The following is a 24,008-nucleotide window of genomic DNA, read 5'->3' as shown; positions in this document are numbered from 1 at the left end:
ATCTACATTCCTTTACAAGTGTAATAGCTTGAGCATTATCTTACCGCTGGCCGCTTGTGTTACAATTAAAGAACAAATGTTCTTTATGGGAGCGGTAGAATTACATTATGCTAATAAATGATACGGTCACAATATCAGTGAGGCACTTGGTTGAATACGTATTTAGCAGCGGAAGCATCGATGTCAGGCTGAATGCGATCGATACGATGCATGAGGGTACAAAAGCACATCAAAGAATACAACGGACATATGGCGAAGGCGACCTAAAAGAGGTCTATGTAAAAGCAGACATCACAGTGGATGATCTGCTTTTTGTCGTGGATGGACGCTGTGATGGACTGCTGGAAACAGAACCTCTGTTAACCGTTGATGAAATTAAATCAACGGGGGGAGACCTGGAACGAATAACGGAAGACAGCTATCCCGTTCACTGGGCACAAGCGCTCTTCTACGCCTACATGTATGCGAAGGAGCATGAGCTGGCAGCGATGCGGGTTCAACTTACCTATGTGCAGACCGAGACAGAGGAGGAGCGTCGGTTTCTGCGGGAAGTCAGCTACAGGGAGCTGGAGAAGTACGTCTATGAGGTTGTGGCACGGTATGCACCTTATGCGATGCAGCGCCGCGAGCATGAGCGGGCTCGAAATGAGAGTATCAAAGGGCTGGCTTTTCCATTTGATGCCTACCGGGCGGGACAACGGAAGCTGGCTGGAGCGGTCTACAAATCCATCGAGGAAGGCGTATCCTTGTTTGCGAAGGCGCCAACCGGTATTGGCAAGACGATATCGACCACCTATCCGGCAATTAAAGCGATGGGTGCGGGCATGCTCCAGCGTTTTTATTATTTAACGGCAAGAACGACGACGAGAGCGGCTGCTGAGGATGCGCTGCTATTCATGCGTGATAAGGGGCTGCGCCTTCATTCCGTTACGATAACAGCGAAGGAAAAGATTTGTTTTCAAGAGGAAGTGCGCTGCGAGAAGGAGCATTGTCCTTTTGCTGAGGGCTACTATGATCGAGTCAACGGAGCCGTGCTTGATATATTGGAGCGCGAAACGGTTATGACGAGAGCGGTCATTGAAGCGTATGCTCAGAAGCATCGGGTATGCCCGTTTGAATTTTCGCTGGATCTTGCCTATGCGGCGGATGCGGTCGTGTGTGACTACAATTATATTTTTGACCCTCGCATTTCATTTAAGCGTCAGTATGCGGAGATGAAGAAGAAGACAGCGCTACTGGTGGACGAGGCACATAATCTGGTAGACAGGGCGCGGGAGATGTTCTCTGCGGAGCTGACGAAGGCTCCCTTTCTTGCGCTTCAACGTGAGCTGAAGGGCGTGCATGGTGAGGGATATCGAACGTCAAAGGCGATCAACGATTATTTCATTGCACTGCGTAAAGGGAGTGACGGCGCGCCGCATTTGGTTGAACGGCAGCTTCCAGAGGAGCTAGTCGCGTTGGTCGAAGCATTTGCAGTGGCAGCAGGAGGAGCGCTTGCAGCCGGTATTAGCGGGAATGGCAGTGGATTGCTGCTTGATACGTTTTTTAAGGCGCAAAATTTCATTCGCACGGCTAAGCTATTCGATGAACGTTATATCGTCTACACGGAAATTCCGAAAAATGATGTGCGTTTGAAGCTGTTTTGTCTCGATCCCTCCATGCTGCTGAAAGGGATGGGCAAAGGTTATCGCTCGCATATTTATTTCTCTGCGACACTCTCGCCTGTTTCCTACTATATGGACATGCTTGGAGCGGGAGAAGACGATTATACGCTCGCGATCCCATCGCCCTTCTCGAAGGAGCAGCTCGATGTCATCATTAAGCCTCTGTCAACCAGATATCATGATCGTGATGATTCTAAGCTGCCGATAGCGAAGCTGATTGTGGAGCTGATGGAACAGCGTCCGGGCAATTACTTCGTATTTTTCCCCTCTTATGCTTATATGAATGCGGTGTATGAGACCTATATGGAGCTTAAGGAGTGGTCTATTCCCGCTGGGGCGGAATCCGATACAGAGGTGCTGCTTCAGAGAACGGATATGTCGGAGGAGGAGCGGGATCGTTTCTTAGAGAGCTTTCAAGCTGGGAGTGAGCGTTCTTTAATTGGATTTGCAGTCATGGGCGGCGTGTTCTCAGAGGGCGTTGATTTGGCAGGAGACCGGTTAATCGGTGTGATCGTTGTTGGTGTTGGTTTGCCGCAGATTGGCGTGGAACGGAACATGCTGAGAGACTATTTTAACGATGATGGCAAGAACGGCTACGATTATGCTTACGTCTTCCCTGGTATGAATAAGGTGCTGCAGGCTGGCGGGCGATTGATTCGCTCGGAAACCGATCGTGGAACACTCGTGCTCATAGACGATCGGTATTTGCAAAACCAGTATCAACGGCTGCTGCCGGAGGAGTGGAAGAAGTAATTACAGGGCAGAATCAGATTTCACTTCTGTCGTTCTTCTTAAGAAAGAAGGTAATAAAACGTATCTTTTCTCCAGATACGCAGCTGCCGATAACGTAAGCAGTAACCCAAGCAGTGAACCCGCAACAGATACTGGAGCAACCCATATTAGCGATGTATGCGTGAAAAAAGGAATAAGTGCAACGGACAAAATCGGCGGAGCATTCCATTTGAACGTATTAATAAGGAAAATGACGATTAATAACGTTAGAAGCAAGGAAAGTACGCCAGAGCTCCAATAAACGAATAATGAGCCAATAAATGACGCTAGAATAGCACCTATAGCAATTTTGCGTAATTGTGCTTTCTCGAATGGACGCGAGATGAATAATAGACTGAATGCGCCTAATGTAGGGAAAAATAAGGAGCTCATATGTGGGATATGTAAGGAAACCCAATAAATAAAGATGATATATATACAGATTGCATAGGTCTTGATGCGCATGCGGTTGATTCGCCTTCTTTCGGTATGGAATGCAGCTGATATTTTGCTCAGCAGGTAATATTGTAACTCTCACATTCTTGTACCGTCAAATCGTTTTAGTTTCCATTTTTTAATACGAGAGGGCTTTTTGAAAAAATAAACAGCCCAGCCGGATATCCGACTGAGCTGGAAGAAAGGCGGAGCATTAGCATGCTGCTTCATAAAGGACAAGTCTTATTTAACCAAGGGGAAAGCGGCGCTCTCTTTCACTTGAGAAGCGGCTTGCTCAAGATCGTGCGCGTTCATGAGGACGGTCATCCATTTCTAGTTAATATTATCGTTCCAGACGAAGTCATACCGCATCATTCGCTGATCAGCCCAATGCAGAATCATGGTTCGGCTATTGCGCTTGTCACTTGCGAGGTTGACAGCGTATCCCCTCAACAATGGTATGAGGAGCTGGGGCGAAGCCCGGAGAAGAGTCGTGAAGTCGCCTTACTCCTCCAGAGCAAGCTTAGAATGATGCAGCAGCGTATCGATCAGTTAACGGAAGTCGAGCCTGCGAATAAGCTGATTAAGCTGCAGCAATGGTTCGCTGCTTATATTGGTCCTGCGCCGTTAACGGATGTGCTGACGCAGGATGAGATTGGACAACTCATCGGGCTGCGCCGTGAAACAGTCAACCGTTTGTTGCGTGCCCAGTCGAAGTCCCGGCAGTGAACGAGCGGTTATCCTATTGCGACAGGCTCTAGACTTGCTGCAGGTCCGAAAAATTCGAAGTGAATATCCGAATTTGGTACCCCCCATTGCAGAAGGATGCCGTTAATCGTGGACATGAATGGCGTCGGACCACAGAAATAATAAGAGGCATCCTTATTTGGAATGATGGATTGCAGCCAAGGGGAATCGATAATACCTTCCTTATGGAAAAGCTGCTGCTTCCGATCATTCTCAGTTGGTTTCGTATAGCAATAGTACACGGAAAGCTGCGGATGCTTCTCAGCGAGTCCATTCACTTGTTCTCTTAAAGCATGGACATCGCCGTTCTGAGCGGCATGTATGAATGAAATGGGACGTTTCTGCTCTTCGTTAATGAGCGTATTCAGCATGCTGACCATTGGCGTTAAGCCAACTCCGCCGCTAATCAGTACGATAGGACGTTCATCAGATGTGTGCAAAATGAAATCACCCGCAGGAGCCGACAGCGACAGAATGTGTCCTTCTTCTACATTATGGTGCAAATAGTTGGATATATGGCCTGCAGCACGAAGCTGATCCCCATCCTCGCGTTTCACCGTAATACGGTAATAGGGTTTTCCGGGAGCATCGGACAAGCTGTACTGGCGAATTTGTGTGTGCTCAGCGCCTTCCTGATTCACCTTAATACTTACATATTGTCCAGGCTCGAAGCTCGCGAACGGCTTGCCATCTACTGGAACCAGATAAAAGGAAGTAATGACATCACTTTCCTTTTCCTTGTTATCCACTCGAAATTCACGAAAGCCCTCCCATCCGCCTGCCTTTGCATGTGTCTCCTCATACATTTCTTGCTCGATGCCGATAAATGCATCCGCGATAATACCGTAAGCCTCCGCCCAAGCGTTTAAAATCTCCTCTGTAGCCGCATCACCTAGTACATCCTTGATCGCCATCAGCAAGTACTTGCCTACGACGGGATAATGCTCAGGCTTTACGCCTAGACTGCGATGTTTATGTCCGATTTGCTTCACGACAGGGATGATTGCCGCTAAGTTATCAATATGCAGAGCAGCCGCATAAACGGTATTAGCTAATGCTGTCTGTTGTCTGCCTTGTTTTTGATTTGTTTGATTGAAAAGATTCAAGAGCTCTGGGTGATTGGTGAACAACAGCTCATAGAAGCGCTTTGTAATGGTCACCCCGTGAACCTCTAATACGGGAACTGTTGACTTAATGATTTGGACCGATTGTACGCTTAACATGAATAACCCCTCCAGCTAGACTCAGTTTTTTTCAAAAGTATCGAATAAGCCAAGTATAGTCCTATGATGAAACCAGTCTTGTGATCGAGATCACACCAATACGCAACGATTTGTGACAGTAAGCTTGCTCTCGAAGAAAAGAGAGTAAGATTATGCCTTCAAGAGAGAACATTTATAAAAGAAAAATACCTTGACAGTATTTTCATGCGATGGTAAATTGACTAATATATTTTAACGAGAGGAGGATTACATTCATGAGAGATCCAAGAAACATTCATTTCTTTACCAATGAGAACAATAGATTGAACATGAATAACGTAATCCATCCGCGCGTCAATTCTCTTTAAATGAGGGCAACCCCATAATTAGAGGCGCATGGTTACGTAATCGTAACCATGCGCCTTTTCTGTGCCTAATAGACGCGACTGGAGTCAGAGTCGCGTTATAAGCGGGAAGAAGTGTGTCGTTACAGCGGCACGCTTCTTTTTTGTGGAAAATGACGTATGGATGGACAGAGGAAGGTGAGTGGGAAAAGAATGTTTAGCGTACTTGTTAAGTTAAGTTGGTTTTTTAAATCACATTGGAAGAGATATACCGTTGCCATTTCACTTTTGGTTATTACAGGCTTTATTGATGTTATTCCACCGTGGCTCATTGGTTATACAATTGACGGCATTCATCAAGACTTACTAGGGCAAGCCGAGTTTAATCGTGTGTTCTACGGTTGGATTGCGATTACCGTAGTGGGCTATATCATTACTTATGTTTGGCATTATCAGCTCTTTGGCGCCGCATTTGTGCTGGAGAAGGTGCTAAGGTCGCGACTAATGAGACAATTTTTGAAAATGACCCCGACCTTCTATGAACGCAATCGGACGGGGGATCTGATGGCTCGCGCGACGAATGATCTTGGAGCGGTTGCAACAACAGCAGGCTTCGGTATTCTAACGCTGGTCGATTCGACATTGTTCATGATTACGATTCTAATCGTTATGTCCACACTCATAAGTGTGAAGCTCACGTTGGCAGCCCTGCTGCCGCTGCCGCTTATGGCACTTGCAATGAAGCATTATGGTAAGAAGATTCACGAGCGCTTTACGGATGCGCAGGATGCTTTTGGTGATTTGAACGATGGCGTTCTGGAATCGGTATCAGGGGTTCGAGTCATCAGAGCCTTCGTGCAAGAGGAAGCCAATGAGGCTCGGTTTGCCGAGAAGACGCAGGATGTCATGAACAAAAATATTGAAGTTGCAAAAATCGACGCATTGTTTGAGCCTACGATGAAAATTCTCGTCGGAACGAGCTATCTCATTGGCCTTTGTTACGGCGGTTTCTTAGTATTTCACAATGAAATTACACTAGGAGAACTCGTATCCTTTAACGTATTTCTCGGTATGTTGATTTGGCCGATGTTCGCCATTGGCGAGCTCATTAATATTATGCAGCGCGGCAATGCTTCACTTGACCGAGTTAATGAGACACTTGGCTATAAGCCGGATGTTGTTGACGGAAGTGCAACGACCCAAGTGGAAGAGCCAACATCGCTTCAATTCCATGCGGTGACTTTCCGTTATCCATCATCTAAGGTTGATAACTTAGTGGATGTGTCCTTCACGCTTCGTCAAGGACAAACGCTTGGTATTGTGGGACGGACCGGCAGCGGAAAGACAACCTTATTGAAGCAGCTGCTAAGAGAGTACCCGCTTGGTCGCGGAGATATTAAAGTATCGGGTGCGCCGCTTGGCGGCATGAAAATAGATGATGTGCTTCGCTGGGTTGGGTATGTGCCGCAGCAGCCGATTCTTTTCTCAAAGTCGATTCGTGAAAATATTTTCTTCGGTCTTAAAGAAGGCACCGAAGAGGATTTGCAGCGGGCGCTGGAACGTGCTTCGTTCGCGAAGGATATTAAGTTTCTCCCAGATGGACTAGAGACGCTGGTTGGTGAGAGAGGCGTTGCGCTGTCCGGTGGTCAGAAGCAGCGTGTCAGCATCGCGCGTGCGCTCATTGCAGATCCGGATATTTTACTAATGGATGATGCTTTGTCCGCCGTAGATGGAAAAACAGAGTCGGAAATCATCGAAGGTATCCGTACGGAACGTGCAGGGAAAACGACGCTTATTACAACGCATCGTCTATCTGCGGTTCAGCATGCCGACTGGATTATCGTTCTGGAAGATGGACGAATCGTGCAGGAAGGCACGCATGAGCAATTGCTTGAAAGCGGTGGCTGGTATCGGGAGCAATATGATCGCCAGCAGCTTGAGGCTATTATTGAAACGTAATAAATAGGAGGCGTTAGACGCAATGGGTAGTACAGGAAAACGATTGTTTCAATACGCCATGTTTTATAAAAAACCGATTATGCTGGCATTGCTCCTGCTTGTGCTTGCTGTATCCGCAGAGCTTGCGGGTCCGTTTCTTGCCAAACGAATGATTGACCAGAATATTCTAGGCATTGAGAAAAAGTGGCATGAGGTCGAGGGTAAGCAGGACTTTGCGGTTTTTTATAAAGATAAATGGTATAAACGCGAGGATCACTTTGCTGCTGGAGCTGGGGAGCAGCAGGGCAAAGAGGTTCGGGTACTGCAGGTAGGACGCCAATTTTATTGGCTGGACGAAGCGCTTGCCTTTGATAGTGGAAAGCGCGTAGTAGAAGGCGACACTTTAACGGTCACGAATAAGGATACGGGCGATACGGCTTCCTATCCCGTGACGAAGCTTGCTTCTGATGAGCTGTATGCATTCTATAAGCCGGAATTTCCGGCCATCATAAAGCTGGCTGTTATGTACTTCGGCTTGCTGCTGCTTGTGGCTGTATTCACTTATGGTCAGCGTCTGCTCTTGCAAACGTCAGCGAATCGCATCGTTCGCAAGATGCGTACTGATATTTTCGCGCATACGCAGCGCTTGCCTGTCAACTATTACGACAATCTGTCGGCAGGGCAAGTGGTGTCGCGTGTTACCAATGATACGGAAGCCATTCGTGAGCTTTATGTCGCGGTGCTTGCGAACTTTTTTACAGGCATCATCTATATGGCAGCTATTTACGGCGCATTATTCTTATTGGATACTCGTCTGGCGCTTATCGCACTGCCTCTCATTCCGATTCTAATCATTTGGATTATCGTATACCGTAAGTTTGCGGCTCGTTATAACCGAATCATTCGGGCAAAGCTAAGTGAAATAAATGGGATGATTAATGAATCTATTCAAGGCATGACGATCATCCAGGCTTTCCGTCATCAACGGGAGACTACGAAGGAATTCAATGAGCTGAATGATCATTACTATAAATATCAAAATAAATTGCTGAGCCTTAATTCCATCACCTCTCATAATTTGGTCAACGTAGTGCGGAATATTTTATTTCTAATCGTGCTATTGATGTTCTGGGGCGATTCGCTTAGCTCCGTTATTGAAGTGGGCGTGCTCTATGCCTTTGTTGATCTCATGAACCGAATGTTCTCGCCTATTGTAGGCATCGTTAACCAGCTGTCGAATTTAGAGACGGCAAGGGTGTCGGCAGAGCGCGTGTTCAAGCTGATGGATGAAGAAGGTATCGATGTTGTTAAGGGTAAAATGGAGCGATACAAGGGCGATGTGAAATTTGAGGATATTTCCTTCGCTTACAAGAAGGATGAGTATGTGCTGAAGCATATCTCCTTCCACGCTCGTCAAGGCGAGACGGTTGCCTTAGTTGGCCATACCGGCTCAGGGAAGAGTTCGATCTTGAACCTATTGTTCCGCTTCTATGATTCCAATGAAGGGAAAATTATCGTCGATGGAACGGATGTGCGCGATATGCCTAAGCAGCTGCTTCGGCAGCACATGGGTATCGTATTGCAGGATCCATTCTTATTTACAGGCACGATTGCTTCTAACGTCAGTCTAGACAATCCGGAGATCAACCGTGAGAAAATCGAGCAGGCACTGCGGGATGTCGGCGCATACGACATGTTCCAGTCATTGCCTGGGGGCATTGATGCACCTGTTATTGAGAAGGGAAGCACACTCTCTGCCGGTCAACGCCAGCTGATTTCCTTCGCTCGCGCATTGGCTTACGATCCCGCTATTCTCATATTGGATGAGGCGACTGCCAGCATTGATACGGAGACGGAAGCGATCATTCAAGATGCTCTGGATGTATTGAAGAGAGGGCGGACGACGTTCGTAATCGCTCACCGTCTATCGACGATTCGCAATGCAGACCAGATTCTTGTGCTTGATCGAGGAGTCATTGTAGAACGCGGCAATCATGAGGAGTTGATTGAGCTGGGCGGAAAATACTTTGCCATGTACCAGCTTCAATTAGGTTCCGCTTTGCCTGCATAGAAATCAAATAAAACGGCATTCCATCCAGTGTAGGATGAAATGCCGTTTTTATTATTCTTAATGAACAGTTGCTTCTTTCGCAGCTACAGCTTCTTTTTTTGGTTCCTCTGCCGGTCTTCTCTTTCTGATAAAGAAAGCAAGGATTAATGCGACAGCGGCTACGCCTGCTGATACCAAGAAGGCATCATTGATTCCCTCAATGGTTGCTTTCCCGATAATTTGCTGCTTAATTTCTGCGATCGCGCTGTCTGTAGGCTGTGTAAGTTTACTTACCGCCTCAGCCGCCATTTCTTTCGCATGAGTGGCGGTGCGATTGGACATAATGGTTACGAGCAATGCCCCTCCGATCGCGCCTGACACTTGAGAAATGGTACTATTCATGGCTGTGCCATGCGGGGTGTATTTTGCCGGAATCGAATTTAAACCGTTAGTCATTACCGGCATCATAACCATCGCAATACCAAACATTCTTACGGTGTACAATATCATCAATGTCGAATATTCCGTGGCATCTGTTAATTGACTGAAGAAATAAGTTGTAACTATAACGATGGCTAAACCAATGATCGATAATACCTTTGCTCCGTATTTATCAAATAATTTCCCTGTTATAGGAGACATGATCCCCATTGCCAGAGCGCCTGGCAGCATGAGAAGTCCGGAATCTAAAGGTGAGATCTCTCTGATATTCTGCAAGTAGATAGGCATTAACATCATGGCAGAGAACATGGCCATATTTAACGTAACCGATATAGCGGATGATAGGGCGAACATCGGATATTTATAGACTCTAAAGTCGAGCATAGGCTCTTTTAGTTTGAATTGACGCATGATGAACAGAACCAAGGAAATAGCCCCGATAATGATTGTGGAATAAACGATAGGGGAGTCCCATCCTTTATTGCCCGCCGAGCTGAAGCCGTATAAAATCCCGCCAAACCCTATGCTTGATAAAATAAGAGAAGGGAAATCCAGCTTCATAATCACTTTCTCTTTTTTGTCATGCAATTTGATGAAAGCAAAAATGAAAACAAGGAATGAGATTGGCGAGATAATGTGGAATAGAACAGGCCAGTCATAGTGTTGAATAATCCAACCAGAGAGCGTTGGTCCAATAGCTGGTGCAAAGATCATGACTAAACCAAACATCCCCATTGCTGAGCCGCGCTTTTCAGGCGGGAAAGTGGTGAACAGTACATTCATGAGTAATGGCATCATGATGGCTGCACCGGAAGCCTGAACCATTCTAGCTGCTAATAAAATTGAAAAGCTTGGAGCAAAACCGCCAATGAGTGTTCCTATCGTAAATAATCCGATTGCGATTAAGAATAAGCGTCTAGCTGTATATTTCTGAATCAAGAAGGCTGTAGCCGGAATCATAATCCCATTCACCAACATATAACCCGTTGATAGCCACTGCACAGTTGATGCTGTTACATCAAATTCTTTCATGATTGACGGTAAGGCGATGTTGAGCAGTGTATTACTCAGTAGTGCAACGAAGGCGCCGACCATGAGAATAATTAATACACCAAATGACGACTTGTTTTGTTTCTTCTCCATATTAATTCCTCCCATAGTGGATTGAAGCTCTTGTCTTGTATGAACTATAAAAAGAATCAATACTAACGGTACAAGTTTGAACTGTTGTTCCAATAGAATACATAATACGCTCTTCGTTTAGGTTTAGCAACTGGAAATTTTACTATGAGTTCAAATTTGTAATCATGGTCAAAATGAGATAATCTAATGAAGGAAAGTACTAGTCCATTTAAAGGGGCATGATTATATATGAATAAACGACAAGAGCATGTAATCAATAAAGCGCATGAATTATTTATTGAAAAGGGATACCATGCAACGTCTATTCAAGATATTTTGAATCACAGCGGTATTTCAAAGGGTTCATTTTATAATTATTTTGATTCCAAAGGGGAGCTCTTCAAGGCTGTATTCACTTTGATTCACTGCAAGCTGGAGGAAGAGCGAAATGCGCTGCTTATTGGACAAGATATTGCGGATATGAACATTTTTAAAGAACAAGTTGTATTCGTAATGAAATTAAATAAAAAGAATAAATTGCTGCAGCTTGTAGAGGATGCCATAGTGTCTAATGATACGGATTTAATCCTGTTTGTTAAGCAATCTAAATTTTTATTTTTAAAATGGGTACATGAACGGTTCATCAATTTATTTGCTGAAGACAAGAAGCCTTATTTATTTGATTGCGCCATCCTGTTTACAGGCTTTGTGCAAAGCATGCTTCAAACCAGCAACGCGATGAAAGTAACGATTAGTCTAAAAGAAATCATTGATTACAGCATGGATCGTATAAAAACAACGGTAGAGGAAGTAAGTGAAAAAAAAATTCAACTCTTCACACCGGATCATGTTCATAAGCTGCTGCCTGATTTAGATCATTCTGATTTTTTTAATAATGAATTTTCCTATGCGACGAACAGTTTGCGAAAAACGATTGAAAAAGGATTCACCGGGGACGATCCGAAGCTAGAGACCTATTTGAAGCTGCTTTACTTTATTCAAGAGGAGCTTATGAATAATAAGGAGCCGAGGATTTATTTAATTGAGAGCGCTTTGCTATCTTTGGAGATGTGCGCTGTATTTAATGAGACAAAGGAATTTGAAAGTTACCGTAAAGCATTATCCAAAATGATATAAAAAAAGATGACCGCTTCTTAGGAGAAGGGGTCATCTTTTTTTTGTTTGCGAATCGCTATTGCTGGATGCTTAGACCTTAAAGCGATTGATTGCATCATTTAAATTTAAAGCTAAGCTGCGAAGCTGCTCGGACGAGCTTTCGATCTCTTGCATGGAAGCAAGCTGCTCTTCTGATGCTGCTGCAACACGCTGCGTGTTGCCAGCAGCAGATGCCGTAATATGCTCCAGCTGATCAAGGGATGCGGCAATTTGCTCGCTGCCAGCAGACATTTGCTCGGCTGCTGCCGAAACATCCTGCACTTGACCTGATACATCACGGATGGCATGCACGATGGCGCGGAAGGACTCACCGGCCTGTGCGGAAACATTTGATCCTTCTTTTGCGGCAATGGCCGATTGCTCCATCGCATTCACAGCTTCAGTCGTTCTGCTGCCAATGCTGTGCAAAATCGTCTCAATTTGCTCCGAGGATTCCTTGGAGCGTTCAGCTAGATTGCGAATTTCATGAGCAACGACTGCGAAGCCTCTACCGTGCTCGCCAGCTCTTGCTGCTTCAATGGAGGCATTAAGCGCGAGCAGATTGGTTTGCTTAGCTACATCACCTATAAGGGCAAGTATGTTCCCGATTTGGTCGCTTTGCTCCTTTAGTTCATGAAGAGTAGATACGGTTGCAGCGACATTGGTTTCAATGGCTTGCATTTGCTGAAGAGTTTGATCGATAACCGACTCGCCCTCTGATGCAAGCTTAGTCGTATCCGCAGCAAGCTCCGAAGTAGCGGAAGTAGACTCCGCTATACGCTGAATGCCGATTGTCATTTCATTCATAGCACGCTGACATTCTTGGAAGCTTTGCAGCTGCGTATCGGTGCCGGTAGCTACCTCTTGAATAGCTTCCGTTACTTCCTCAGTTGCTCTTGATGTCTGTTCAGCGCTTTGCTGCATGTGTTGGGCTGAGCCAGCAACCTCCTCGGAGGTGGAGCGAATACTGCCTGTAAGCTGTCGCAAGCTTGAAATCATCTCGTTAAATGCTAATGACACTTGACCAATTTCATTTTTGTTATGTACTTTTACGGCAAGCGTCAGGTCGCCCTTGGCTGCAGCAGCTGATACGACAGCGAGTTTTTTGAGCGGCCGGAGTACAAGGATAATGAGAAAAATTATGATAGTAATTGACACGACTTCTGAAATTAATCCGACCGCAATGATATTCATCATCGATTTACTAAGACTTTCTTCTACAAAGTCGTAATCAAAATCAGCTGCATATATACCAATAATTTCTCCGTCTTTTGCTTTAAGCGTAGTCATATAAGTAATCCATGTGCCATTGCTGTCGGTAAATACGTCGGAAAAGGCTTGCCCTGTCTTCATCATTTCATCATAAGCGGCAGCCTGCGCGGGCTCTAACGCCAACTTCGCCCCGGGTTCACCTTCCTTGGCAAGCATGGCTTCACTGCTGTGCATGCTTATAAGATACGATTTATCGTTTTCCTTAGTCAGTTCAGGCATAAGCAGATAGGCATTCGTAATTAGAATATTTTTAGTCATCACATCGAGCTTTTCCTTAAGCATAGCAAAGGTTTGAGTGTGGGTTATTTTACCTGATGTAATATCTGTATTGGCTATGTCTAATAGATCCCAGTCCGTCCCTATTAGAAACCCGTTGGTTTCAGCCGTACGATGAATATCGTTCATAAATGTTTTACGCTGATCCTTGGCAGAGAAAACGTAAATGGCTGAAACAACCAAAATGATAAGAATGGAAATCACTATAGAGCTAGTAATAACTAAGCTTCTGTCTTTTAACCGTATCATGTGAATACGCACACACCTTATCAATAAATTTTGTTTAGTTGATTATCGTCCGAATATGTAGAATTATGTAGATCAAAAACCGCTTTACTACATATTTTGAAGTCCATTTTCGTTATCGCATCCATTTCCTAACCTTATCAAACAGACATTAGAAAAATATGGTGACTATTGTTAGAAAACTGTTAAATCCTTTAAGAAAAAATTTTACAACATCTGGGTATTTGTTCACGATATGTTCACACTAAAGTCATTGATCGGAATGAAATCCTTTGATATAGTTCTATTGTTGAACTATTCAACAATAGAATCATTTTATGACAATATATGAGGTCAGCAGAAGAAGGAGGACTATTTTGTGGAATTGGATATAAAGGAAACGATCGCGCGCTATGAGGAAGCTAACTTTCGTGTTAATCGCCGATTGAATGCAATGATTCGCGATCAATTGCCGGAACAGCTCACGATTGACCAATTTGCTACTCTTCGATATTTAAGATCTCACGAGTGCAGCACTTCGTCTGAATTAGCAGATATTTTTTGTGTAGGAAAAAGCTCTATAACGGCCATTATTACAAGGCTATTTGATAAAAATCTCATTGAGCGCATACAAGGCGAGAAGGATCGTAGAGTTACCTACATAACGTTGACCGATGAGGGAAAACGGTTATGCGACCTGATGGAGGAGAAAATTCAAGAGATCCTAGCCCATTACATCAACTATTTTGACGAGAAGGAAGCGCGAACTTTTATCGAGACGTTCGAGAAGCTGGCGGATGTCATGATGAACTCATAATTCTAACTAGCTGGAAGGGGAATAAAGATGAGAACCGTACTAAAATTTAGATGGCTGGTATTGGTGCTGTGGCTTGTCGTTGCTGCTGGATTGATGTTAAGCGCGCCGAACATGGAGGAGCTTGTTCGTACAAAGGGGCAAGTAATGGTGCCAGATGGCTATTCTTCGACCATAGCCGGTGACTTGGAAGAGGCAATTGGCGGAGCGGATGAGTCTGGGGCAAGCAGCGGCATGGCCACTGTGCTTGTCTTCCATAGAGAAGGTGGATTATCAGATGCTGATCTAGCGAGTGTGAAGAGCGGCATCGATAAGCTTAAGAGTCAAGGGAAGGATATTGGCGTACTCTCTGTTACAAGCCATTTCGATACACCAGAGTTAAAAGAACAAATGGTATCGGAGGATGGGAGCACCATTCTTACGCTTGTGAGTGTGGAAGCAGGCGATCGTGAGCTTTCTGAGCTTCGTGACGGCCTATATGCTGCTATCTCTGATATAAAGGTAGATCATTATTACACCGGCAACTGGCTCATTTCGGAGGATGTTGTTCAAAGCTCGCAGGAGGGGCTTAAGAAGACAGAATTCATCACGCTTGGTTTTATTTTGATCATTTTGTTTGTCGTTTTCCGTTCGGCGGTTGCACCGTTGGTGCCGCTTGTTGCGGTTGGCTTTACTTATTTGATATCGCAATCTGTAGTTTCTTATTTGGTCAAATATTTCGACTTTCCACTCTCGAATTTTACGCAAATCTTCCTTGTTGCGGTTCTGTTCGGTATAGGAACGGATTATTGCATCTTGCTGATTAGTCGGTTTAAAGAAGAACTGGCGCATCATGACAGCAAGACTGAAGCTATTATTCATACGTACAAGACCGCTGGTAAAACCGTACTCTTCTCTGGGCTCGCGGTATTGGTCGGTTTTGCATCCATCGGCTTCTCAACCTTCGTATTGTATCGTTCGGCTGTAGCGGTGGCGGTAGGTGTAGCCGTATTGCTGATTGCGTTGTTCACTATTGTTCCGTTCTTTATGGCCGTACTGGGTACGAAGCTGTTCTGGCCGGCCAAAGGCTCGCTTGAGCACAAGCAGAGCAAACTATGGGGCACGGTAGGGAAGTTTTCACTGAAACGGCCTTTATGGGCTCTTATTATTTTGGCGGTTATCATCGTTCCTTTCTTGACGGCTTACAAAGGAACCATCTCGTTTAACTCACTGGATGAGATCGGTGATAAATATGATTCCGTAAAAGCATTTAACATTATTTCAGATAGCTTTGGCCCTGGTGATTCTTTGCCAACAACAGTTGTTATTAAAGCAGATAAGCCATTTGATACACCGGAAGGGCTTGCTTCGTTGGAACAAATAAGTCGTGAGCTTGCGAAGACGGAAGGCGTTAAGGTCGTTCGCAGCGCAACGCGTCCGACTGGCGAGATTATGGATCAATTTCTTGTATCGGATCAAGTATCCACGCTAGAGGACGGACTTGGCCAGAGCGGTCAAGGATTAGGGAAAATCGGAGATGGACTTTCCGAAGCAAGCAAGGCGCTTAGTGATAATGCGCCGAAGCTGAATGAAGCGGTTGATGGGGCAGGCAAGCTAATCAGCGGTACGAATGATTTGAAGGCAGGCATCGTTCAACTGGGCGATGGGTTGAAACAAATTCAGAATGGTTTGCTGGATGGATCAGCCGGAGCTGCTGAGCTTACAGAGGGTCTGCAGCAAGCTCAAACCAGCGCGGAACAGCTGGCTGCTGCAAGCAAGCAGCTGCTAAGCAGCTACGGTCAGCTGGGCGGCGGATTGGGCCAATTGACAGGAGCCTATACAGCCATTGCTTCTGAGCAGGCTAAGCTGGCTGAAGGTTTGACTGGCGTAGAGAAAGGATTAAGCGGTCTTCAGGACAGCTACCCTGATCTCAAAACCGATGAGGGCTTTCAGGAAGCGCTGAGCACACTGGCTCAGCTGCAGCAAGGAGCTGCTGGAATCAGCGGGAAGTTGACAGAAATGAATAAACAGCTTGCCGGTATATCGGCAGGCATGACGCAAGCGAATGCGGGCCTTCTTCAAGCATCGGAAGGGCAATCGGCGCTCGCATCTGGTCTTGGCAAGCTAGCTGATGGTCTTGCTCAACTGCAAATCGGAATTAAGAAGGCGGCAGATGGTCAAGGACAAATCGTATCGAAGCTGCCAGGCGTAACACAAGGATTTAATTCCTTGTCTGACGGTCAGAAAGAGCTGCAACAAGGCTTCGCCGCTCTCAATGATCAGCTGGGTGACCTCACGAATGGTCTAGATCAAAGCGTTGACGGGTTGACGCAGGTAACAGATGGCTTGACGTCTGCCGGAGGTTATTTGAATGGTTTGTCTGGCTCACCGGATAAACAAATGTCGGGCTGGTACATTCCGGAAGAAGCGATTAAGAACGAGGAATTCCAAGCTGCACTAAATGTTTATATGTCAGAGGATCGTAAAACAGCGAAGTTTGATGTTGTGTTCAGCGGCAATCCTTACTCACAGGAAATGATGGCTCAGATTGATGAGCTGGAAGCAGCCAGCAATCGCGCCCTTCAAGGGACTGATTACAGCGGTGCGCAGATTGCAGTGGGCGGAGTTACGAGTATGAATAACGATCTTAGCAACATTTCGAATGCCGATTATTCACGGACGGTCATTCTGATGCTAATCGGTATTTCGATCATTCTTATCATTTTATTCCGTTCGATTGTGATGCCTCTTTATTTAGTCGCATCGCTGCTTGTTACCTTTTATTCCTCGATGGCGATTGCAGAGGTTATATTCGTTCGGATACTAGGTCAGTCAGGAATCAGCTGGGCAGTGCCGTTCTTCGGCTTCGTTATGCTGGTGGCGCTAGGCATTGATTATAGTATATTCCTAATGGATCGCTTCAAGGAGTATCGTCACTTATCGCCGCAGGAAGCCATTCTTGAAGCGATGAAAAATATGGGTACAGTTATCATGTCAGCAGCTGTTATTCTCGGTGGAACCTTTGCTGCAATGCTCCCATCTGGCGTTATGTCTCTGCTGCAAATTGCAACAATCGTATTATGCGGATTGTTCATGTATGCGATGCTTATGCTGCCATTGTTTATCCCGGTTATGGTACGTACATTTGGACCGGCTAACTGGTGGCCGTTTATGGGTCGCAGCAAACATGCACCAAAAGATAAAAATCATGCTGACCGCCCACACGGCAGTCATGTACTTGAAGCCTCTCAGGATTCATCGATTTAAAGCAAGCCATGAAGGATAAGCAAAGGGGTTACCTCAGGTCGTTAGCAACGAACCTGATCGGTAACCCCTTGTTTTTGATTCTCATGTTAGAGCGATAGATTAAAGTAGTTGATTTGTTGAAGGGATGAATAGATGGAGGTCAATGTGGCTCAATGCATTTCTGTTAATTTGTGCTTAATAATTGGTAAGATAATATTTGTTAGATCATATTCAACTGTAAAGCGTAAAGCAGAAAGACGATGTGAATAGATTAAGCTGAATAGTATCATTTTTTGAAACTAAAGAAGAACCAGCTATCCAAATGAACCAATTAGTTTCACTATTCAATACTAAAACGTGAATGATGACTAAAATTAATGGACAAACGTGATTTAGCATCAAATCGTGAAACTAGATTACGATAGAACATCTTATTGGATATTATAATTTCAAATGATGAAACTAAATCGAACTCGGTACGGTTTTGCTTATGGTAGGCTTGAAGCTGTTCAGGTAAGTGTAACTTATTAAAAACGTCAGCCATGAAGTCGTTAACGGGATCTGCCTTTCATTCGTATGGGTGGAACAGCTTCAATCGGCTCCTGTTCCATCTTCTGAGGGAATTGGAGCTCGTAAAGATGACTATACTTTCCGCCCTGATGAAGCAGAGATTCATGCGTACCTGATTCGATAACCTCGCCTTTGTCCAGAACATAGATGCAATCTGCCTTTTGGATCGTGGATAGGCGATGTGCGATGACGAGGCAGGTACGGCCATCAAGCAGGTTGGTTAGCGCATCTTGTATGGATTTCTCTGATTCCGTATCGAGTGATGAAGTTGCTTCATCCAAAATAATAAGCCGAGGATTTTTTAGAATAGCTCTGGCAATGGAAACGCGCTGTTTTTGTCCCCCCGACAGTTTGACCCCGCGCTCACCTATTTGAGAGGCGTAACCGTCAGGGAAGGACATAATAAAATCATGAGCGCTAGCTGCTCTGGCAGCTGCTTCCACTTCCTCGTCTGTTGCATCAGGCTTGCCGTACACGATATTTTCTCGTATCGTTCCATTTAGAAGTACGATATCTTGCGAGACGATGCCCATATGCTGGCGAAGCGATTTGATTTTTATGTCCGTTAGCGGCTTCCCGTCTATGGTGACAACACCCTCCTGGGGATCGTAAAAACGTGTCATCAAATGGGTAATGGTTGATTTTCCGGCGCCGGATGAGCCGACGATGGCAGTGATTTTTCCTGCTTCGATAGTAAAATCGAAGTGCTTTAGAACAGGCACCTCATTGTGATAGGCGAAGCTGACATTTTTAAATTCTACACCGCCCTGAACCTCTTTCAACTCTATGGCATTAGCTGCATCGTATATAGCGGGCTTTGTGTTCAGAATACTGACGATTCTCTCATAGGCCGCTGCTGATTGTTGAATGGTATTGATTGTGCGGCTAAATCGACGAATTGGATTTTGCAGAAGTCGTAAATAAGCCATGAAAGCAACAATCGTACCTAGTGTCATGCTGCCATCCATCGTTTGCTTTGCCCCTACAAGAAGGACAGCGGCAAGACCAACGAACAGAAGCAGATCAATAAAGGGCTCGAACAAGGAACGAATTCTAACAGCATGAAGATTGGCATTCATATTGCTCTCGCTGCGAAACGAGAATCGTTCAGATTCGTATTCTTCATTGGAGAAGGATTTAATTAATCGTATGGATGAGAGCGTATCTTGCAAATGATTGCTGACCTCGGCTACCGTCTCTTGCACCTTTTTGAAGGACGAGCGCATTCGCTTGCCAAAAAACTGAGTGGTTGCGATCATAATAGGGAATGTAATTAAAACAACTAATGTCAGCTGCCAATTAATCCAAAGCATATATGAGGCAACAAATATAAATGTAAACCAGTCCGTAACGAGAGATATCATGCCGTTCGAGACGAGCTGCTGAAGCATATTCACATCACTCGTTACCCGTGACATGAGATCACCAGTCCGATTGCGGTCAAAAAAACCAATATCAAGCTTCTGTATATGCCGATACAATTCATTACGAATGTCATAAACGGCACGTTGACCGACTGAGGCCATTAATAAGCTGCTGAAGAAATTAAAAACGCCAAGGAGCACCGCAGTGCCAAGCACACCGGCGCCAACCCAAACTAAAGCGTCATAGCGATGATTAGGAATAATGGTATCAATGGTATATTGGGTCAGCTGCGGAATGGAGAATTCAAGCAGTGAGACCGATACGATACAAATGAAAGCACCGGCGATTAGAAGCCAGTGAGAGCGCAAATGGAAGAACATTCTTTTGTACATCGCCCAAATGCTGCCTGGCTCAGGACGAGCAGGTGGTGATTGAAACGACCGATTGCCCGGTGCTCCTGGAGCGGGATGAGGGTAAGCCATTAGTTTATCCCGCCTTCGTCATCTTTGTCCGCTTTGGAGGACTGGTTTTGAGCCAAAAAATGATTGATTTGCTCCTGTTGATCGTTTAGAAGCTTTGTTAATCTTGTTTTCTGTTCCTGACTTGCAGAGGCTTCACGTTCTGCTCTTGTCACCAGCATGAGCAGATCGAAGGATTCATTGGACAAGCCCAGCTTGCGGCGAATTTTCTCATTGCGAAAGGACTCGGCTTCAGCGGAATAACCGCCTTTACCCTCAAAATCTTGCTTTGGCTTGTCTGGAAGCAAGGTCAAAGCAGAACGGCCTTGCTCGGTAATGCTGTATACTTTCTTACCGCTATCCTCCATGATGGATACAAAACCGCGTTCCTCCAGCATTTGAAGCGTAGGGTAGATGGTTCCCGCGCTTGGAGCATAGAGCCCGCCTGATTGCTCTTCAAGCGCCTTCATCATCTGATAGCCATGCATGGGTTCGGCTTGGAGCAGCTTTAGAAGAGCGATCTTCACGCCTCCGCGGCCAAAATAACGTTTGCCGGAGTTTCGTCGTTCGGAATGGTTATTTGTGTCTTTAGCAGGTATGAGCTGCTCTTGTGGATGGTTTGGTTGTCTATCTCTCATGTAAAATCACCTCGAATTTCGTAATACGATATATCGTATTCTAAAAGTAACCGATATATCGTATTCTCGTCAACTTAATTTTTGGGGGCTTATGTGAAGTATCCCTTGCTCCTATCAGGAGAATGGGAAAATCATGCCCCCTAACATCATTGACAATGATTATTATTATTATTTACAAACGAGTGAAAATTATAGGCAATAGGAAGGAAGTGAATGGATATGTCGAGACAGCCAAACGGATTTAATGAGCTTGCGCTTTTTTATATCGGGTTTGATGAATTGAAGCTTGCAGGTGGACAAAGCTTCGAACTGCCGGTCAGATATGAGCATTGTTTTGCCTTTGTCATGCAACAGAGCATTAGGATTACGATTGCTGAGCATGAGGAGGAGTCCTCAATAATAGCAGTAGCAGACGAGCTGTTTCTTATTTCTCCGGATTGCGTATGTACGCTGCATAATGGAGGTATTCAGCAGACTTCAGTTGCGCTTATTCGCTTTCGATGTGAACCGGCCAATACGAAAAGCAAAACGGATGCTTGCAAGGAAGGTCTGCCCTATAAGGATGAGACAGGCATAAAGCTATTTCGTATGCCCCAAGCTCGAAGCTGGATTCATGAATTCCAAAGGGAAATTGAAAAGAATGGTATGGGGCTCTATTATCAGCAGCAGGCTCAATTGTATGCGATGGCAGCTGCGCTTATCACATCGCTGCAGCAGTCGGAGAAAACGGCAGGCGATTTAAAAAGTTATATGGAGTGGACGAAGCACTTCATGCTGGAGCAGTTTAACACACCGATAAATATGGAGGAGCTGGCTCGTTCATCGGGCTTAAGCGCAAGCCGATTTTATCAAGCCTTTCGAACCTATACCGGCCTGAGCCCGTTAAAATATTTAACGAAGCTGAGACTTGATGCTTCAATGGAGCTTCTCTCAGGCTCATCCTCTTCCATTGTGGATATTGCACATTCAGTCGGTTATCCGGACGAATATTATTTTAGTCGATTGTTTAAGAAACAAATGGGTTTAGCACCAACTGAATATGGAAATTTAGCAAAAAAGAAAGTTGCCACTCTTGTTTCTGTATTTACGGGAGATTTATCAGCCCTTGGCATGACGGCTTCTTTGTATTTTGTGAAGGTCAACCGTTTAGACCCAGCGGGAGTCGTTCGCCAATTGCAGGAAGTGGAGCCAGAACTGATTTTGGCGGGTATGCTGGATGACGAAATGTATGCCGCCTGCTCATCTATAGCACCGGTCATTATGCTGGATTGGAAGGGATACTCTTGGAAGGACAGGCTGATCAAAATTAGCGCTGTTCTGGGTTTGACTACAGTGGCTGAGCGCTGGCTATCCTACTACGCTTTGAAGGTTAAGAATGCTCGCTTACTATTGAGAAACAATATAAGCGACAAGCCGGTTCTGGTGGTGCAGGCTGATTCATTTGGCTTCCGATTATTTGGAATGCGCTGTCGCAAGATGAAGGATTTATTTTATGATGATTTACATATCATGCCGCCGCCTGCTCTAAACCAATTGGGAATGACGGAGATGACTTCACTTGAGGAGATTGCCCAGTTAGGCTGCAGCAGAATCATGTTTCTAGTGCCGAGCATTGTTTCGAATACCTATTGCGCTAAGCTTCTGAGCGAATGGAATCGCTTGATGGAATCAGATGAAGAGAGAAAGTGTATGTTTATCACTTATAACGATCGTCTCAATTACAATCCAACCGTTCATGATGCGCTCATTGATGAGACCGTTCGTCAACTGCTTGGCTGCTCGCAAGGAGAAATGGGATAGTGGATTAAGCTGCTGAAGGACATTACTTGAATTAAGCTAGCTCAAGCTAGCGAAGTTTTTAAATTTTGTAAATTATTAGCTTGATAGCTGTATTAATTAGGACGTCAAAAGCCGATAAACAAAAGTAGGAATTACTTTAATGTCGGGGGGGAATTTATGAACCGGGCTATGAGCTTGGCTGCATATTCATTCTTAGGTGTGCTTATGTTGATAATGATCGCAGGCTGCACCAATAGCAGTAAAAATAATGCTGATTCTAAGTCCTCCATCACTTCAGAGAAGGTAAGGCTAAAGGTCGTTCAGAGTTTAACTAATCCGAAGCGAACAGAAAGACTTAAAGCGCTGATTAAGGGGTTTGAATCCCAATATCCAAATATTCGAGTAGAACTGGTTTCTCCTTCTTACGATAATGCAGATGAAACGATTTTGTCGATGCTGGAGTCAGAGCGAGAGATCGACATTGTGGAAGTCAGGGATATTACCGTTCATAAGTATTCCTCTCGCGGACTTATTTTAAGCTTAGAAACGTTATTGACGGAATGGGAGAATTACGGGCAGCTGAGTGACAATGCTAAGCTTACAGCTAGAAATTATGAGAATATCGCTTACTATATGCCAAGCAGCCTCTACCAATCGCAGTTATATTACCGCAAGGATTGGTTCGATGCGAAAGCGCTTCAAGTTCCCGAGACATGGGAGGATATCTATTTCGTTGGCAAACAGCTGACGAAGCCCGAAATAGGTCAGTATGGGTATGCATTTCGGGGAGGCTCGGGTGCAGCTATTAATCTGACTCGAATCATCCAGGATTATAATGGTGTAAACGTAAATCCACAAGATTCTATGTTTCTCATAGATGGCGATACAATTTTTTCAGATCCGAAAGCAGTGGACGCTTTGAATTTGTATCGTAAAATTGGATTGGAGATTTCTCCTCCGGATTCGATCGATTGGGGCTTTCATGATCAAGTTAACGCTTTTTTAAATGGTCAAACAGCAATGCTCATTCAAGATTCCGATGTCATTGGCATATTTTCAGAGAAGCTGAAGGGAGGAACATGGGCAACGGCGCCTTTGCCTACAGGATTGGATGGTGTCTCTCATTCAAATGTCGGTGCAACGGGATGGGGTATTGCCCAGCAATCCCAGCATAAGGACGAGGCCTGGGCACTCATTACCTATCTTTCTTCGGAGTCTAACAATGAATTTTTTGCACAGGCTACTGGAGCTATTTCTATTTACAGCAGCGCGGATGATCAAGATATTTATTCGATAGGCCCTTATATGCCCTATACGTTAATGCAGAACAATCCAGATAAATTTAAAGGGGTTAAGCCCGCTTATAACTATCCAAAATTTAATACGTACTTCAAAATGGCCACTCAGTTAGGCCGAGACTACATAGTGGGAAAAATGACTGCAGAAGAGCTGCTGGAACAATTTAATGATTTTTGGGTGGAGCAGAGGGCCTCACTTGTATTAAGATAAGGTGTGGG

The 24,008-nt window shown here is 45.0% G+C and carries 15 protein-coding genes; 9 read left to right on the top strand and 6 right to left on the bottom strand.

The window, feature by feature from the left end; genetic code table 11:
• The first annotated feature begins 107 nt into the window (after positions 1–107).
• Positions 108–2,417, top strand: coding sequence for a helicase C-terminal domain-containing protein (locus AC0YOD_RS15475; RefSeq protein WP_475800221.1), 2,310 nt, complete (start codon positions 108–110; stop codon positions 2,415–2,417).
• On the opposite strand, the gene AC0YOD_RS15470 is transcribed toward AC0YOD_RS15475, so the two are convergent.
• On the bottom strand, positions 2,418–2,900 hold the full coding sequence (locus AC0YOD_RS15470; RefSeq protein ID WP_475800220.1) for a hypothetical protein: 483 nt from the start codon (positions 2,898–2,900) through the stop codon (positions 2,418–2,420).
• A gap of 189 nt (positions 2,901–3,089) precedes the next feature.
• On the opposite strand from AC0YOD_RS15470, the gene AC0YOD_RS15465 reads away from it, so the two are divergent.
• Positions 3,090–3,599, top strand: coding sequence for a Crp/Fnr family transcriptional regulator (locus AC0YOD_RS15465; RefSeq protein WP_475800219.1), 510 nt, complete (start codon positions 3,090–3,092; stop codon positions 3,597–3,599).
• An 8-nt stretch (positions 3,600–3,607) separates the two neighbouring features.
• Here AC0YOD_RS15465 and hmpA read toward each other — a convergent pair whose 3' ends face one another.
• Complete coding sequence (gene hmpA / locus AC0YOD_RS15460) at positions 3,608–4,840, bottom strand: NO-inducible flavohemoprotein (RefSeq protein ID WP_475800218.1); 1,233 nt, start codon at positions 4,838–4,840, stop codon at positions 3,608–3,610.
• Between the two features lie 536 nt (positions 4,841–5,376).
• On the opposite strand from hmpA, the gene AC0YOD_RS15455 reads away from it, so the two are divergent.
• Both AC0YOD_RS15455 and AC0YOD_RS15450 read left to right on the top strand, forming a co-directional pair.
• The gene (locus AC0YOD_RS15455; RefSeq protein ID WP_475800217.1) at positions 5,377–7,122 is read left to right on the top strand and encodes an ABC transporter ATP-binding protein; all 1,746 of its coding nucleotides are present in this window, start codon (positions 5,377–5,379) and stop codon (positions 7,120–7,122) included.
• A gap of 22 nt (positions 7,123–7,144) precedes the next feature.
• Positions 7,145–9,172, top strand: coding sequence for an ABC transporter ATP-binding protein (locus tag AC0YOD_RS15450; protein ID WP_475800216.1), 2,028 nt, complete (start codon positions 7,145–7,147; stop codon positions 9,170–9,172).
• Positions 9,173–9,229: 57 nt separating this feature from the next.
• On the opposite strand, the gene AC0YOD_RS15445 is transcribed toward AC0YOD_RS15450, so the two are convergent.
• Positions 9,230–10,735, bottom strand: a complete 1,506-nt coding sequence (locus tag AC0YOD_RS15445) for a DHA2 family efflux MFS transporter permease subunit (RefSeq protein ID WP_475800215.1) — start codon at positions 10,733–10,735, stop codon at positions 9,230–9,232.
• 228 nt (positions 10,736–10,963) lie between these two features.
• On the opposite strand from AC0YOD_RS15445, the gene AC0YOD_RS15440 reads away from it, so the two are divergent.
• Positions 10,964–11,851, top strand: a complete 888-nt coding sequence (locus tag AC0YOD_RS15440; protein WP_475800214.1) for a TetR/AcrR family transcriptional regulator — start codon at positions 10,964–10,966, stop codon at positions 11,849–11,851.
• A 69-nt stretch (positions 11,852–11,920) separates the two neighbouring features.
• Here AC0YOD_RS15440 and AC0YOD_RS15435 read toward each other — a convergent pair whose 3' ends face one another.
• On the bottom strand, positions 11,921–13,666 hold the full coding sequence (locus tag AC0YOD_RS15435; protein WP_475800213.1) for a methyl-accepting chemotaxis protein: 1,746 nt from the start codon (positions 13,664–13,666) through the stop codon (positions 11,921–11,923).
• A gap of 355 nt (positions 13,667–14,021) precedes the next feature.
• On the opposite strand from AC0YOD_RS15435, the gene AC0YOD_RS15430 reads away from it, so the two are divergent.
• Both AC0YOD_RS15430 and AC0YOD_RS15425 read left to right on the top strand, forming a co-directional pair.
• Positions 14,022–14,459, top strand: coding sequence for a MarR family winged helix-turn-helix transcriptional regulator (locus AC0YOD_RS15430; RefSeq protein WP_475800212.1), 438 nt, complete (start codon positions 14,022–14,024; stop codon positions 14,457–14,459).
• 27 nt (positions 14,460–14,486) lie between these two features.
• Positions 14,487–17,702 (top strand): MMPL family transporter, encoded by a 3,216-nt coding sequence (locus tag AC0YOD_RS15425; protein ID WP_475800211.1) that lies wholly within the window; start codon positions 14,487–14,489, stop codon positions 17,700–17,702.
• A 530-nt stretch (positions 17,703–18,232) separates the two neighbouring features.
• Here the strand turns inward: AC0YOD_RS15425 and AC0YOD_RS15420 are convergent.
• Both AC0YOD_RS15420 and AC0YOD_RS15415 read right to left on the bottom strand, forming a co-directional pair.
• Positions 18,233–20,098 (bottom strand): ABC transporter ATP-binding protein, encoded by a 1,866-nt coding sequence (locus AC0YOD_RS15420; RefSeq protein WP_475800210.1) that lies wholly within the window; start codon positions 20,096–20,098, stop codon positions 18,233–18,235.
• Complete coding sequence (locus AC0YOD_RS15415) at positions 20,098–20,712, bottom strand: PadR family transcriptional regulator (protein ID WP_475800209.1); 615 nt, start codon at positions 20,710–20,712, stop codon at positions 20,098–20,100. The genes AC0YOD_RS15420 and AC0YOD_RS15415 overlap by 1 nt, the downstream gene beginning before the upstream one ends.
• A gap of 213 nt (positions 20,713–20,925) precedes the next feature.
• Between AC0YOD_RS15415 and AC0YOD_RS15410 the strand changes: the two genes are divergently transcribed.
• Both AC0YOD_RS15410 and AC0YOD_RS15405 read left to right on the top strand, forming a co-directional pair.
• Entirely contained in the window at positions 20,926–22,512 is a 1,587-nt protein-coding gene (locus tag AC0YOD_RS15410; RefSeq protein ID WP_475800208.1) for an AraC family transcriptional regulator, read from the top strand.
• Between the two features lie 156 nt (positions 22,513–22,668).
• Entirely contained in the window at positions 22,669–24,000 is a 1,332-nt protein-coding gene (locus AC0YOD_RS15405; RefSeq protein WP_475800207.1) for an ABC transporter substrate-binding protein, read from the top strand.
• Positions 24,001–24,008 lie beyond the last annotated feature (8 nt).

The sequence above is a fragment of the Paenibacillus sp. J31P13 genome (assembly GCF_056269295.1).
The sequence above is the reverse complement of the archived record's forward strand: the minus strand, read 5'-3'. Positions and strand labels throughout refer to the sequence as shown.

Bases quoted from the DNA above. Each gene is read 5' to 3' on its own strand.
- AC0YOD_RS15470 (WP_475800220.1), bottom strand. From the start codon at position 2,900: ATGCGCATCAAGACCTATGCAATCTGTATATATATCATCTTTATTTAT.
- AC0YOD_RS15475 (WP_475800221.1), top strand. From the start codon at position 108: ATGCTAATAAATGATACGGTCACAATATCAGTGAGGCACTTGGTTGAA.
- hmpA (WP_475800218.1), bottom strand. From the start codon at position 4,840: ATGTTAAGCGTACAATCGGTCCAAATCATTAAGTCAACAGTTCCCGTA.
- AC0YOD_RS15465 (WP_475800219.1), top strand. From the start codon at position 3,090: ATGCTGCTTCATAAAGGACAAGTCTTATTTAACCAAGGGGAAAGCGGC.
- AC0YOD_RS15405 (WP_475800207.1), top strand. From the start codon at position 22,669: ATGAACCGGGCTATGAGCTTGGCTGCATATTCATTCTTAGGTGTGCTT.
- AC0YOD_RS15450 (WP_475800216.1), top strand. From the start codon at position 7,145: ATGGGTAGTACAGGAAAACGATTGTTTCAATACGCCATGTTTTATAAA.
- AC0YOD_RS15435 (WP_475800213.1), bottom strand. From the start codon at position 13,666: ATGATACGGTTAAAAGACAGAAGCTTAGTTATTACTAGCTCTATAGTG.
- AC0YOD_RS15425 (WP_475800211.1), top strand. From the start codon at position 14,487: ATGAGAACCGTACTAAAATTTAGATGGCTGGTATTGGTGCTGTGGCTT.
- AC0YOD_RS15445 (WP_475800215.1), bottom strand. From the start codon at position 10,735: ATGGAGAAGAAACAAAACAAGTCGTCATTTGGTGTATTAATTATTCTC.
- AC0YOD_RS15415 (WP_475800209.1), bottom strand. From the start codon at position 20,712: ATGAGAGATAGACAACCAAACCATCCACAAGAGCAGCTCATACCTGCT.
- AC0YOD_RS15410 (WP_475800208.1), top strand. From the start codon at position 20,926: ATGGATATGTCGAGACAGCCAAACGGATTTAATGAGCTTGCGCTTTTT.
- AC0YOD_RS15455 (WP_475800217.1), top strand. From the start codon at position 5,377: ATGTTTAGCGTACTTGTTAAGTTAAGTTGGTTTTTTAAATCACATTGG.
- AC0YOD_RS15440 (WP_475800214.1), top strand. From the start codon at position 10,964: ATGAATAAACGACAAGAGCATGTAATCAATAAAGCGCATGAATTATTT.
- AC0YOD_RS15420 (WP_475800210.1), bottom strand. From the start codon at position 20,098: ATGGCTTACCCTCATCCCGCTCCAGGAGCACCGGGCAATCGGTCGTTT.